At 38.4% G+C, this 13,033-nt stretch carries 11 protein-coding genes and 1 riboswitch; of the genes, 7 read left to right on the top strand and 4 right to left on the bottom strand.

The annotated features are described in order from the left end of the window. Nucleotides 1–192 precede the first annotated feature (192 nt). From SJW71_RS12540 to SJW71_RS12515, 6 genes are all read left to right on the top strand, one after another. Nucleotides 193–3,018 carry a 2-oxoglutarate dehydrogenase E1 component gene (locus tag SJW71_RS12540; RefSeq protein ID WP_274797152.1) on the top strand — a complete coding sequence of 942 codons (2,826 nt, stop codon included), beginning with the start codon at nucleotides 193–195 and terminating at the stop codon, nucleotides 3,016–3,018. Between the two features lie 89 nt (nucleotides 3,019–3,107). Then, nucleotides 3,108–4,361 carry a 2-oxoglutarate dehydrogenase complex dihydrolipoyllysine-residue succinyltransferase gene (gene odhB / locus SJW71_RS12535; RefSeq protein WP_322605095.1) on the top strand — a complete coding sequence of 418 codons (1,254 nt, stop codon included), beginning with the start codon at nucleotides 3,108–3,110 and terminating at the stop codon, nucleotides 4,359–4,361. A gap of 341 nt (nucleotides 4,362–4,702) precedes the next feature. Beyond that, a riboswitch (Lysine riboswitch) is annotated at nucleotides 4,703–4,889 on the top strand. A gap of 119 nt (nucleotides 4,890–5,008) precedes the next feature. After that, nucleotides 5,009–5,866: a transporter substrate-binding domain-containing protein gene (locus SJW71_RS12530; RefSeq protein ID WP_274797155.1), complete on the top strand. Its 858-nt coding sequence runs from the start codon at nucleotides 5,009–5,011 to the stop codon at nucleotides 5,864–5,866. 170 nt (nucleotides 5,867–6,036) lie between these two features. Beyond that, nucleotides 6,037–6,762, top strand: a complete 726-nt coding sequence (locus tag SJW71_RS12525; protein WP_274797156.1) for an amino acid ABC transporter permease — start codon at nucleotides 6,037–6,039, stop codon at nucleotides 6,760–6,762. Nucleotides 6,763–6,774: 12 nt separating this feature from the next. Then, the gene (locus SJW71_RS12520; RefSeq protein ID WP_274797158.1) at nucleotides 6,775–7,506 is read left to right on the top strand and encodes an amino acid ABC transporter ATP-binding protein; all 732 of its coding nucleotides are present in this window, start codon (nucleotides 6,775–6,777) and stop codon (nucleotides 7,504–7,506) included. Between the two features lie 263 nt (nucleotides 7,507–7,769). Continuing rightward, on the top strand, nucleotides 7,770–7,967 hold the full coding sequence (locus SJW71_RS12515; RefSeq protein WP_016994029.1) for a DUF6501 family protein: 198 nt from the start codon (nucleotides 7,770–7,772) through the stop codon (nucleotides 7,965–7,967). A 44-nt stretch (nucleotides 7,968–8,011) separates the two neighbouring features. Here SJW71_RS12515 and SJW71_RS12510 read toward each other — a convergent pair whose 3' ends face one another. Next, nucleotides 8,012–9,079, bottom strand: coding sequence for a toxic anion resistance protein (locus SJW71_RS12510; RefSeq protein WP_431810939.1), 1,068 nt, complete (start codon nucleotides 9,077–9,079; stop codon nucleotides 8,012–8,014). Beyond that, the gene (locus tag SJW71_RS12505; protein ID WP_274797160.1) at nucleotides 9,076–9,726 is read right to left on the bottom strand and encodes a 5-bromo-4-chloroindolyl phosphate hydrolysis family protein; all 651 of its coding nucleotides are present in this window, start codon (nucleotides 9,724–9,726) and stop codon (nucleotides 9,076–9,078) included. Before SJW71_RS12505 ends, SJW71_RS12510 begins: the two co-directional genes overlap by 4 nt. Before the next feature lie 612 nt (nucleotides 9,727–10,338). On the opposite strand from SJW71_RS12505, the gene SJW71_RS12500 reads away from it, so the two are divergent. After that, nucleotides 10,339–10,509 carry a hypothetical protein gene (locus SJW71_RS12500; RefSeq protein WP_322605097.1) on the top strand — a complete coding sequence of 57 codons (171 nt, stop codon included), beginning with the start codon at nucleotides 10,339–10,341 and terminating at the stop codon, nucleotides 10,507–10,509. A gap of 458 nt (nucleotides 10,510–10,967) precedes the next feature. Here the strand turns inward: SJW71_RS12500 and SJW71_RS12495 are convergent, their stop codons facing one another. Both SJW71_RS12495 and SJW71_RS12490 read right to left on the bottom strand, forming a co-directional pair. Continuing rightward, nucleotides 10,968–11,249, bottom strand: a complete 282-nt coding sequence (locus tag SJW71_RS12495) for an acylphosphatase (RefSeq protein ID WP_274797163.1) — start codon at nucleotides 11,247–11,249, stop codon at nucleotides 10,968–10,970. Between the two features lie 42 nt (nucleotides 11,250–11,291). Beyond that, the gene (locus tag SJW71_RS12490; RefSeq protein ID WP_322605098.1) at nucleotides 11,292–13,019 is read right to left on the bottom strand and encodes a methyl-accepting chemotaxis protein; all 1,728 of its coding nucleotides are present in this window, start codon (nucleotides 13,017–13,019) and stop codon (nucleotides 11,292–11,294) included. Nucleotides 13,020–13,033 lie beyond the last annotated feature (14 nt).

Genomic DNA, 13,033 nt, shown 5'->3' with positions numbered 1-13,033 from the left:
AAAAAATTGCTTAATTTGCTAAAAAGAGTTGTATTTTTTGTGAAGAGTAGTAAGATTGAGATGGAAAAAACGTTCTTTAAAATATGGAAAAGTAGTGTGAAACATTCTTTTAAAGAACGGCTAAATATTATATAATTAATTGCAATTTAATTAATGGAACTGCCGAAAGGCAAAATTTGGAGGTCATTTTTCATGTCGAACAACGTTACAACTGTAAGTTCTCCATGGTCAGCTTTCTCTGGTCCTAACTTAGGATATGTGATGGAGCAATACGACTTATTCTTACAGTCTCCTGAAGAAGTAGAACCGGAGTTAGTATCTTTATTCCAACAATTTGGTGCACCAGTAGTAGTAGAAGGTGAAGTAGCTGTAGCTAGTCATACAGCAGCGGCTCCTGCTGGCGATTACAAAAAAGTGTTAGCCGCTGTAAAATTAGCAGACACAATCCGTACACGCGGTCATTTAGCGGCAGATATTTATCCACTGAAAAACCGTGAACTACAAACAGCTCAAATTGAAGAAAGCGCGTTCAACTTAAGCGCTGCAGATTTAGCTGAAATTCCTGCAGCAATCTTCTTCAAAGATGTGCCAGCAAACGTGAAAAATGGTAAGGATGCAATTGACTATTTAAAAGCTATTTATACAGATAAAGTAGCATTTGAATATGGTCACGTAGTAGCTACAGAAGAACGTGATTGGATTCAAGCGCAAATCGAATCAGGCTTATTTAAACAAGCATTATCTCCTGATGAGAAAAAAGCCTTATTAGATCGTTTAACTCGCGTTGAAAATTTCGAGAAATTTATTCATAAAACTTTTGTAGGACAAAAGCGTTTCTCTGGTGAGGGCTTAGATACGCAAATCGTTCTTTTTGATGAAATCATTAAAACAGCAGAAGCGAAAAACGTGGAAAACGTACGCATTGGTATGGCACACCGTGGTCGCTTAAATGTTTTAACTCACATTTTAAATAAACCGTATGACATGATGTTCTCTGACTTTGCACATGTTTCTAATGATTTATTTATGCCAGAGCATGGTCGCCTTGAAATCACAAAAGGTTGGACAGGTGATGTTAAATACCACATGGGTGCTTCTTACAACCGTGAATCTGGTATGAATGTGAAATTGGCTTACAACCCTTCTCACTTAGAAGTTGGAAATCCAGTGGTACTTGGTGCGACTCGTGCAACACAAGATGATACGTCTAAACCAGGTCAACCTGTTTTCGATCGTACAAAAGGCTTAGGCATTCTTGTACATGGTGACGCTGCATTCCCAGGTCAAGGGATTGTAACGGAAGTGTTAAACTTCGCTAAAACAGAAGGCTTTACAACAGGTGGTACAATCCACATTATCGCAAACAATATGATCGGGTTCACAACTGAACATTATGATTCTCGTTCTTCTGTGTACTCTTCTGACCCTGCTAAAGGCTATGAAGTACCAGTAATCCATGTGAACGCGGACAGCCCAGAGGCAGTGGCACAAGTGGGTCGCTTTGCAGCTAACTACCGTCAAACATTTGGCAAAGATATTATCGTAGACCTAGTAGGTTACCGTCGTCATGGTCATAATGAAACAGATGACCCAACTGTAACAAACCCAGAAACATATAAATTAGTTTCAAAACATGAAACAGTACGTGCATTATACGGTGCACAATTAGTGGCTGAAGGTCTTGTATCTACTGATGATGTAGCAGCTTTAGATACAGCTATCTATGCAGAAATGCAAGCAGCCTATGACCATGTAAAAGAAATGGCAGATAAAGATGATCATCATCAATTAGAAATGCCAGAAGAATTAAAAGTAGATTTCCCACAAATTGATACAGCGGTTGGTGCGGAACGTTTAGAAAAAATCAATGAAGAGCTCCTAGTGTTTGAAGAAAACTTTGAACCTCAGAAAAAGCTTGGTAAAATTTTAGAAAAACGTCGTGATGCTTATGCGTCAGCTAAAATCGACTGGGGTCATGCGGAAACTTTAGCATATGCAACAATTATCCAAGATGGCACACCAGTACGTTTTACAGGTCAAGATGCACAGCGTGGTACATTCTCTCAACGTCACTTAGTACTACATGATAAAAACAATGGCAATGTATTCACACCACTTCACCATATTTCTGGTGCGAACGCATCCTTTACAGTACACAACTCACCACTGACAGAAGCAGGGGTAGTAGGCTTTGAGTATGGTTACAACCTAGAAAACAGCCATGTATTAACTGTCTGGGAAGCACAATTCGGTGACTTTGCGAATATGGCGCAAGTGATGTTTGATAACTTTATTTCAGGGGCACGCTCTAAATGGGGTCAAAAATCTGGCTTAGTGATCCTTTTACCACATGGTTATGAAGGTCAAGGTCCAGAGCACTCTTCAAGCCGTATGGAACGTTATTTACAAATGTCAGCTGAAAATAACTGGTTTGTAGCAAACTGTTCAAACGCAGGCAACTACTACCACTTATTACGCCGTCAAGCAGCATTATTAGGTACTGAAGGGGTACGTCCACTTGTAGTCGTATCACCAAAATCATTATTACGTCATCCATTAGCAGCCGCTAATGCTGAGCAATTAGCAAATGGTTCATTCCAAGAAGTGATTGAACAACCAGGTTTAGGTGCTAAACCAGAAGCTGTAGAACGCATCGTTTTAGGTACAGGTAAAGTGATGATCGATTTAGCCGATCGCGTGAAAGACGGAGAAGGCTTCGATCACTTACACATTATTCGTGTAGAACAACTTTACCCATTCCCAAAAGAGCAAGTTGCTGGTATTATTGCTAAGTATCCTAATGTGAAAGAAATTGTTTGGGTACAAGAAGAACCTAAAAACCAAGGCTCATGGAATTATGCATTAGAAACATTATATGAACTTTCAGAAGGTAAAAAGCTTCGCTATGTAGGTCGTCCTGCAATGAGCTCAACTTCTGAAGGGGACGCAGATTCTCATAAAGCTGCACAATCGGCATTAATTGAAGAAGCAGTTGCTGAGCCAGTAAAGGTTAAATAATCACATATAAATATTGAAACCGGGCTACTTGCCCTTAAGCGGTAGCCCTTCTATGTGCGTAAGCACGTTAATCAAAGGAGGAAATGAAAGTGGCTGAAATTAAAGTCCCTGAATTAGCAGAATCGATTACAGAAGGTAGTATCGCACAGTGGGTTAAAAAAGTGGGCGATCGCGTTGAAAAAGGTGAATTCATCGTTGAACTTGAAACAGATAAAGTAAACGCTGAAATCATTTCTGAAGAAGCAGGTGTATTAACACAAATTTTAGCTGAAGAAGGCGATACTGTACTAGTTGGTCAAGTTATCGCAGTAGTAGAAGCAGGCGAAGGCGCAGCACCTGCACCAGCAGCGGCTCCAGCTGAAGCAGCTCCAGCTCCAGCAGCACCACAAGCAGCACCTGCACCAGCGGCAGCAGCTCCAGTAGTAGAAGAAACTTCTGGTGAGCGTGTTATCGCATCTCCAGCAGCACGTCGTCTTGCACGTGAAAAAGGTATTGACCTTGCAGCAGTATCTCCAGTAGATCCACAAGGTCGCGTACGTGTACAAGATGTAGCAGCACACGGAACTGCACCAGCGGCAGCAGTAGCACCTACACCAGTAGCAACTACAGGTGGCCCAGTTGTATTCACACCAGCAGCTAATTCTGATCGTGTAACAATTGAAAAAATGAGCCGTCGTCGTCAAACAATTGCAAAACGTTTATTAGAAGTTAAACAATCAACAGCTATGTTAACAACATTCAACGAAATTGACATGACAAACATCATGGCACTTCGTAAACGTAAACAAGAAGAGTTTGTGAAAGCAAACGACATCAAACTTGGTTTCATGTCATTCTTCACAAAAGCTGTTGTTGCAGCACTGAAAAAATACCCATACGTAAACGCTCAAATCGTTGGCGATGAAATTCATTTAAATAACTTCTTCGATATCGGTATCGCTGTATCAACTGAAGAAGGTTTAGTAGTACCAGTTGTACGTGATGCAAACAGCAAAAACTTCGCTGAAATCGAAAAAGATATCGCTAACTTAGCGACAAAAGCTCGTGATAAAAAATTAGGCTTAAATGATATGGCTGGTGGATCATTCACAATCACAAACGGTGGTGTATTCGGTTCATTAATGTCAACACCAATTATGAACGGTACTCAAGCTGGTATTTTAGGTATGCACTCTATTGTTAACCGTCCAGTTGCTGTAAATGGGGAAGTTCAAATCCGTCCAATGATGTATGTAGCACTTTCTTACGATCACCGTATCATCGATGGAAAAGATTCAGTAGGATTCTTAAAAACAGTTAAAGAATTAATTGAAAACCCAGAAGATTTATTATTAAATTCATAATACCATTAAACCCTGCGAACAATGTTCAGCAGGGTTTTTTTGTGCATAATGAAATCTTTCGACCGATTCTATTTTTGAAAGAGTACTAATGTTATATCGTATAGAGGAGCAAAAAAGAAATAAACACAACTTTTCTCACATAGAAAACATACTCTATAATAAAAATGTGTTGTAATTTTCAGAAATATTGACGAAAGCTCAATGATTTAAAATGGATAGAGAACGCATAATAACCTAATATTGTCATTAGTCAGAAAAATGTTAAAATCGTCTTGACGAACATATTAGTTTTATAGTAGTATCTAAATATCAATTAAATAAACAAACCTCACGAATGTTACCAGTGAGGTAGAGGCGCGGTATTTATTAGTTCATTGTTGAGTACAAGCAAGCGAAGACGCAATGAAGAAGGAAATATCGCCGAAGTATAAAAGGAGCTCGTACTTTTATGCTGGGTCTGCAGTGAATAAGTGCAGGACTGTCCTAGTAAATTGATTTCCAGGTTTACTAGGTTGTGCTATCTCGGAAATATGGAAATAATAGTGAGGATTTGGGCAACTGTCATAAAAGGTAAGACCTAAGTTCAATAAACTTAGGTCTTTTTTAGTACAGTTGTCTTATTTTTTTACAGAAAAGGGGAGTTTTTCATGAAAAGAAAATGGTTGTTAGTAATGATCTCTATCATGACAGCAATTGTGCTAGCTGCATGTGGCACTAGCGACAAAAAAGACGGCGGTTCAGGTGATGCTGGCGCGGACAAGGAAGAAGGCGGCGGTGAATTCCGCATTGGAATGGAGGCTGGCTACCCACCATTCAACTGGACACAGCAGGACGATGCTAATGGCGCGGTAAAAATTGCTGATAATGCAGAGTATGCAGGCGGCTATGATGTACAAATGGCGAAAAAAATCGCTGAAGGCTTAGGCAAAGAGCTAGTTATCGTAAAAATGGAATGGGACGGCTTAGTTCCAGCGCTACAATCAAACAAAATTGATGCAATCATTGCGGGTATGTCACCAACAGAAGAACGTAAGAAAACAATCGACTTTACTGAAAACTACTACACGTCGGATTTCGTAATGGTGATTAAAAAGGGTAGCAAATATGAAGGGGCAAAATCAATTCAAGATTTCTCTGGTGCAAAAATTACATCCCAATTAAATACATCGAACTACACAGTTATTGATCAAATTAAAGGTGTAGACAAACAAACTGCTATGGAAAGCTTCCCGGCAATGCGTGTCGCTTTAGAGGCTGGCAAAATTGATGGTTATGTAGCAGAACGTCCAGAAGGAATTTCCGCTGCAGCAGCGAACGATAAGTTCACATATGTTGCATTTGAAGAAGGCTTTGATACAGATCTTTCTAACACTTCAATTGCTGTAGGTTTACGCAAAGAAGATGCAAATCGTGAAAAAATTAACGAAATATTAAAAGGTATTACAGAGGACGATCGTCAAGCCATTATGGAAGAAGCGATTAAGAATCAACCAGCAGCACAATAATGACAAGGCACGGACTAGTTGCTGGTCCGTGCATGATCATTTCATCATTATCAAAATGAGAACCTCTCTACATAATGATAATGTCCTAGCGTGACAAATCATAGAATGGTAGAAAGAGCTAGGACACGAAAAAGATAAGCAAGCAACATGACATTGTAAGGAGGAACATCATGAGTCTTGAATGGATAATTTCAATTATTGAAAACAACTGGCAAATGTTTTTACGAGGTGCGTATTATACGTTACTGATTTCGATTATTAGTACAATTATTGGTGCATTCATCGGATTTTTCATCGGAATTATGCATACGATTCCAGTTCGTAAAAAAGGAATAAAATTTTATAGCCTGAAGCTTATTAATTTTATCCTAACATGCTATGTTGAATTTTTCCGTGGTACACCAATGATTGTACAGGCTATGGTTGTCTACTACGGATTAGATATCGCGTTTGGAATTGACATGCATTTTATCACAGCAGGTATTTTAGTCGTTTCTCTTAATACAGGGGCATACATGGCAGAGATTGTGCGTGGTGGGATTGTATCGATTGATAATGGTCAATACGAGGCAGCATCAGCGATTGGGATGAATCACTTCCAAATCATGCTTCACGTAGTCCTGCCGCAAGTAGCACGTAACGTTTTACCAGCAACAGGTAACCAACTAATTATGAATATTAAAGATACAGCCGTATTAAATGTCATCGGCGTAACAGAGTTATTCTTCCAAACAAAATCAATTTCAGGTAACAACTTCCGTTATTTTGAATCGTTCTTTGTCGCATGTGTTCTTTATTTCATTATGACATTTACCGCATCTCGCATCCTTCTATATGTTGAAAAACGTTTGGATGGACCGGATGCCTATCAAAAAGAACAAAAAGAAGCAGTATAGGGGGACGCACAAATGGCAGTCATTAAAATCGAACATTTAAGTAAATCATTTGGACGTAACCAAGTGTTAAAAGATGTGAATTTCCAAGTGGAAAAAGGCGAGGTTGTTTGTTTAATTGGTTCCTCTGGTTCTGGTAAGTCTACACTACTTCGTTGCATAAATTTATTAGAAACACCAAGTGGCGGGCAAATAATTTATCAGGGAGAAGACATCCTAGATGAAAAGCACAATATCCAAGAATATCGTACCCATCTAGGAATGGTATTCCAGCAGTTCAATTTATTTAATAATCATAATGTGTTAAGTAATTGCACAGTCGGCCAAATCAAAGTACTTAAGCGCTCGAAGAAAGAAGCGGAAGAAACAGCGCTGAAATATTTGAAGATCGTAGGTATGGATCAATATGTAAACGCTAAGCCACGTCAGCTTTCAGGCGGACAAAAGCAACGTGTAGCAATTGCTCGAGCACTGTCTATGAATCCCGAAGTAATGCTATTTGATGAACCGACATCAGCACTGGACCCGGAAATGGTAGGAGAGGTGCTGAAGGTTATGCGACAATTAGCAGACGCAGGGAATACAATGTTAATTGTGACACATGAAATGGAGTTTGCAAAAGAAGTGGCAGATCGTGTCGTCTTTATGGATAAAGGTGTGATTGTGGAAGAAGGCCCACCATCACAAGTATTAGTCAATCCACAACATGAACGTACGAAAGAGTTTTTAAAACGTACTTTAAAATAAGCACAAAAAAGTGAGTCCATTATTTTGGACTCACTTATTTTCTAGAATTCCATTCTGCATAGAGCACAAAGCAGATTGCGAATGCTACAGCAATGATAAAAAACCATTGCGGTACACCACCAAAACTCATGAGAACACCCCAAATTTCATTTTTTTTTGGATAGAATAGGTATAGTATTTCTTTTTTCTCCACAAAAGACCAAAAATATTATAAAATAAGCAATAGACATTAGCTTTTGCTAGTAAAGAGAGGTAGAGAGAATATGTTACATTTAAAATGGAAAGATGCGCCAACATTACGAACGGTTACCTGCAAACATACGAATGCATCGAAATACTTAGTGTCCAACGTCTTAACAGTAGGTAAAGAATATGAAGTAAAAAACGAAACAGAAGAATTCATTTTTATTATCGACAACACAGGTAATGTCGGCGGCTATTATAAGGATTATTTCGAATAAATAAAAACAGGGTGGTTCAGAGCATTTGCTGAGCCACCCATTTTTTAATGTCGCTGATAGCCTTGAGCACCCGCTACATCTTGCAGCTGTTGTTTCTCTTGTTCGGTTGCCGTATGCAAAGCAAAGACATCCTTAATTGCTGTTTGTAATTCATGCTGTGTTTCTTTAAATTTTGAAACTTGCTGTTCAAAAGATGGACTTGTAAAACGATCATGTGTCTTTGATAACCGTTCCTCTAGTCGGGCATAGTGCTGATCCATATGCATCGATAGCATCATTGCCAGTTGGTTTTTCCATAGCGGAATTAGCGTAACAATTGAGAACTCAATTTTTTCGGCTAACGTTTGATTAGCTTGTTGAATCATCCGTATCTGAGGAGCCGTTTGCAGGGCTACTTGCTGAGATACTTGTAAATCATAAATACGTTGGTCCAATCGTTCAATTTGCGCAGCAAAATCATTGAGCTGCTGAATAGCGAGCGGCTGTTTGCTTGCTTGGACACTCATTATTTGTGCTGGTAGCTCTACTTCAATAGCTTGTTGTTTTTTCATTTGACCTGCTGCAATGGCAGTAGCCAGTTCCTCAAAAAATCCTCGATTATGGTTATAAAGTGATTCTAAGTTTTCCACATCTTTAATCAGCTGGAGCTGTGCACGTTCTAGTTGAACACCAATACGTTCTACCTGAATACTAATACGCTCAAATTCTGTTAACGTTTGCTTGACCGAGGGCTCTGTTTTACCAAACATTTTTTTGAAGAACGTTTGCTTCTTTGGCTCTAAAGCTGTTGGGTCTACTCGATCTAGTGTCTGCATTAAGGAATCAAGCATTTGCCCAATTTTAGTAACGTCCTTTTGCTTCACCTGTGCAAGCATTCGATCCGCAAATTGAGATAAGGCTCGCTGCGAATCTTGCCCAAGAGATAGCAATGATTCAAAATCAGTTAAATCGATTTGACTGGCATATAGTAATGCACGACTTTGTGCAAGAGGCGATAGCGTTTCATATGTCGCCATCGCCTCATTTTGTGGAGTTGTTTCTAAGTAGGATTGGACTAGTGGAGAAAGTCCAGGTATGGTATTAAGTTGAAATGCGTGTTCATTAGCCGTCATTTATCATCGCCTCGCCAGTCCAATTGTTCTCTACGTCTTAAATTGGAGCGATTTGCGAACTCGATCTCCATTTGCAGATGATCGATATCATTAGCAAGCGCATCCTTTAAATCAATTTGTATTGTATCATTTAAATCGGTAAGAGTTTCACGTGTTTTGGATAACGTCAATTGAATTTCCTTATCCTTCACAGGCTGCCTTGAAAGCATTGTATATTTATCCGTTAATTCCACCGCAGAAGGTAAATGCGCATAGAAAAATGGTTCCACATTATAAAACTTTCGCGGGTCTGTCTTCACAATTTTAACAATATTTTTTGAGATACGTGTCATCTCAAGAAGTTGTTTAAAAGCAGATACAGAACGGACACGTAAATAGTTTTGACTTAATGTTTGAATATGCTTATTGGCTGTAGATAATTGTGTTTCAATATGCTTGAACTCTTCTTTTGTGATACCTGCTATTTGCATGACCTTCTTTTTTTGTCTATGTTTCAGCAACGTTGTACTCGTCGCATATGAACCCGCAAACAGTAAACCACCAAGGAAGAATCCAGGATTTGCCGCAATTGCTGCGATAGAAACAGTTGTAAGCGAAATAAGAAAGCTGGCACTATGTCTAGAGAAAAACTGTCCGACACTAAGCATTGTTTCATCCTCCTTGCTTTTCAATATGTCTATCTTCTTATACGAAATAATCGACATAAAGTTTCATTGAAAAATAAACCCTTACATAAATTTTACTGCTAATTGTTAACTTTCTCAATGATAATACATAGAATAAGTGAGATGTTTCGATGGAAAAATAGCGGGAGACCGCTTTTCGATAAAATGTGTGTGAGTCGATTTTCATCAAAGAGACCGATGAGCCGTTGGTTACTATGTTTTTTACTTGAATGAGTGGTTCTATACGGTATATGATCGATTTTGGTAGTAGTGAGAGCGGTTCTATACGAAATATGATCAGTTTCGGCAGTAATGAGAGCGGTTCAATACGGTATATGATCGGGTTTGCCATTAGTGTGAGCATTTTTAATCAACCCAAGAATACATCTAACAAGGTGTGGCTTTTTCTTTTGTCATTCTAAATTGATTATAGAAGGTACATCGAATTATCGTCTTTTCCCTTAGCATCTGGGCAAATTGCCTAGGTGTTTTTTAAAATAAAAATTTAAAAATTCTAAAAAATTAAAGGGATTTATAAAATAATGCAGAATATAACAATTGTAAACCAAATTATGAAATATATGGAGGATGGAAATGATGAAAAAGAAAAAATCGATGTTGTCTATTTTAGGTGTTCTATTTTTAAGCTTAGGATTAGCTAGTGGTGCAAGCGCGAGTGCTAGCAAACCACATTATGAAAATGACGGCGGTGGAGGTTCATCAAAGCCACCAAGTTGTGTCAAAGCACCTTGCCCAATGCAATAATTAATGAAGATAGAGCATCCATTTAATCGTGGATGCTCATTTTTTATGACAAAATTTTATGAAATACAATGATTTCCACTCATATCATGATTCATGTAAAGTAAGCTATAAAATAATGAAGCGATTTTCTGTTATATATGGTGAGGGGAAATGCAAAGTGCCATATAATGGAAGAATTCTTTCCGACAGACTTCATCAAAAATAAGAAGATGTATAATGAAACATCTCCCCAAATTTGAGGACTTCACCAGCCTCATGCGTAATTCTCGCTGCAGAGGTAATTGGTAGCTGAATTTTGACCGCAAGATACAATGTAGCAGATATACAAAATAAAAAGACTGGGGACTTTACCCCAATCTTAAGAAACTTGCCCCCGGAAACGTATTCAAGATAACATATTCAAACTATCAGTAAAGGTGCCATAAACCTTGATAAAATGTTAAAAGGCAAGAGCCAGACTAAACAATGTCTGACTCCATGCGTATATAGCCTTTTAAATCATCGTACATTTCTAATGAAAAGGAATTGGAATCAGCTTGTGGACTGACGCCTTTTTGGACAAAAAGGAGGAATTCATTGAGTGCTTTTTCAGAGCCTTCCACTTCGACCTCAATTTGCTCAGCATTATTTAGTCGACAGTATCCTTTTAATCCTAATTCAATAGCCTTTTGTTTGATAAAGAAACGATAACCTGTGCCGTATACATCACCAAAAAATTTGATACTTGCTCTTTTGTTCACGGGAATACCTCCTACTAGTGAAGAGGGGAATACCTCTTCTTTTTAATGCATAACACGTTCTTTTTCTAAATAGGCAATCAAGTTATTAATATAATAGAGAACATGCTTAGATGCTTCATCCACTTCTTTGAGGTGGACATCTGCTTTTTCGATATTACCTGCTTTATGAGCTTCTGCGGCAAGCTTTGCTGATTCATGGACACGTAAATGGTAGCCATCTAAATCATGATAGTCCTGAAGATGGCCGAAACGTTCTACTGTGCGAGGTGCTGTATACCATTTGCCAAGTCGACAGTCTCTATGAGAAGAAACATCATTTGGTTCAACACTTTCAAGGCCTAAGAACATGTTGTAAATACGCCACTTCCATAAAATGTGATCTGCTTTCGATAATTGAAGAAGGGCAATAGAGGAAAGCTGTACATTATTGTTGGCAATAATATCATTACGGAAACGATTAATTTCTTTCCCTAATAGATGAATATCACTAGATGTATTGTGACTATAATCACGAATATCTTCCTGCAAGCTTGAAATTTCAATCATTCGTGCGGAGACTTCATCAATCGCTGCCGCTTGTTGCTGAGAAATGGCTGCTGTATTTGTTACATCTACATTAATACCCTCAATTGCATGCACTATAGCATTTAAGAGTGGTAACGAATCTTTTGCCTCAACGGTTGCTTCCTTAATAATCGCTGTCGTTTCGGTAATTGAGTTGGATACATCATTAGAGTAGCTCTTTAAATGATGGACGTTTGTCGATACTTCACTAAGTGCAGAAACTGTATTTTCCGCAAGCTTTCGTACTTCTTGTGCAACGACCGCAAAGCCTTTGCCATGTTCACCTGCACGCGCCGCTTCTATGGAGGCATTGAGTGCCAGTAGGTTTGTTTGATCGGCGATTTGATTAATTAATGTTACAACCTGTTCAATATCATTTACCCGTTTTTGCAATTCTGAAAATGATTCGACAATGGACGTAAAGGTTTCTTCCGTTTTAAATATTTCCGCTAAGGCATGCTCAATGGCATTTTTTCCTTTCGTTGCATGATCAACCGATTCAGTCGTTTTCTCAGATATATGGGAAGACATACGCGCTACCTCATTAATAGAAGCGGCAATCTGTTCTGTTGCGGCAGTGGAAGATTGAATTTCTTCATTTTGCTTATCTAAGCTAAAGACTAAATCTTTCATGTACATAATTTTTGCATTGACATCCATTAACGAGGATACTTCGCCTACTACGTTTTCAACGATGCGTTCTGTTAATACTTCCACTAGCAATTCTTGATCGACATTGACAGCGGCTTGGAAAGATTTCATGTATTGAAAAGCTTTATTCGGCTTAATTCCGAAATTATGTAAAATATAGGTAGTGATATAGAAGGCAAATTGATTGAATACAACAATTAATTTACCAGGCTCGTATTGATGTTGACGAAATAGATTGAAAAATTTTACCGTTTCATCGACGTAATCATCGTCACGCGTTGCTAAGAAAAACTGTGTTAAGTATTGATTGATATTTTCTTCACTAATGGTTAATTGAGAGGTAGGGGAAATCTCGCTTAAATAATGATGAAAAATGGCATTCATAGAAGGGGTAATATCTTTTAGCTTTTGGTAGAGTGTTTTTAAATGCTCCTCGTCCTGTGAATTGAAGTGATTAAATGCCAATGTTTGATGAAATCGGCCTGTTGCATGTAAATCTGTACCACGTTGAAGTAGCTGTTCTAGCTCTGCTTTCGGTCGAATACTTGAAAACATAAAAATACCTCCCA

The sequence above is a fragment of the Lysinibacillus sp. FW12 genome (assembly GCF_050817245.1).
Lineage (GTDB): Bacteria > Bacillota > Bacilli > Bacillales_A > Planococcaceae > Lysinibacillus > Lysinibacillus irui.
The sequence above is the reverse complement of the archived record's forward strand: the minus strand, read 5'-3'. Positions and strand labels throughout refer to the sequence as shown.

Coding starts and splice junctions, on each gene's coding strand:
- SJW71_RS12540 (WP_274797152.1), top strand. CDS start 193: ATGTCGAACAACGTTACAACTGTAAGTTCTCCATGGTCAGCTTTCTCT.
- SJW71_RS12515 (WP_016994029.1), top strand. CDS start 7,770: ATGTTACATTTAAAATGGAAAGATGCGCCAACATTACGAACGGTTACC.
- SJW71_RS12490 (WP_322605098.1), bottom strand. CDS start 13,019: ATGTTTTCAAGTATTCGACCGAAAGCAGAGCTAGAACAGCTACTTCAA.
- SJW71_RS12505 (WP_274797160.1), bottom strand. CDS start 9,726: ATGCTTAGTGTCGGACAGTTTTTCTCTAGACATAGTGCCAGCTTTCTT.
- SJW71_RS12510 (WP_431810939.1), bottom strand. CDS start 9,079: ATGACGGCTAATGAACACGCATTTCAACTTAATACCATACCTGGACTT.
- SJW71_RS12525 (WP_274797156.1), top strand. CDS start 6,037: ATGAGTCTTGAATGGATAATTTCAATTATTGAAAACAACTGGCAAATG.
- SJW71_RS12500 (WP_322605097.1), top strand. CDS start 10,339: ATGATGAAAAAGAAAAAATCGATGTTGTCTATTTTAGGTGTTCTATTT.
- SJW71_RS12530 (WP_274797155.1), top strand. CDS start 5,009: ATGAAAAGAAAATGGTTGTTAGTAATGATCTCTATCATGACAGCAATT.
- SJW71_RS12520 (WP_274797158.1), top strand. CDS start 6,775: ATGGCAGTCATTAAAATCGAACATTTAAGTAAATCATTTGGACGTAAC.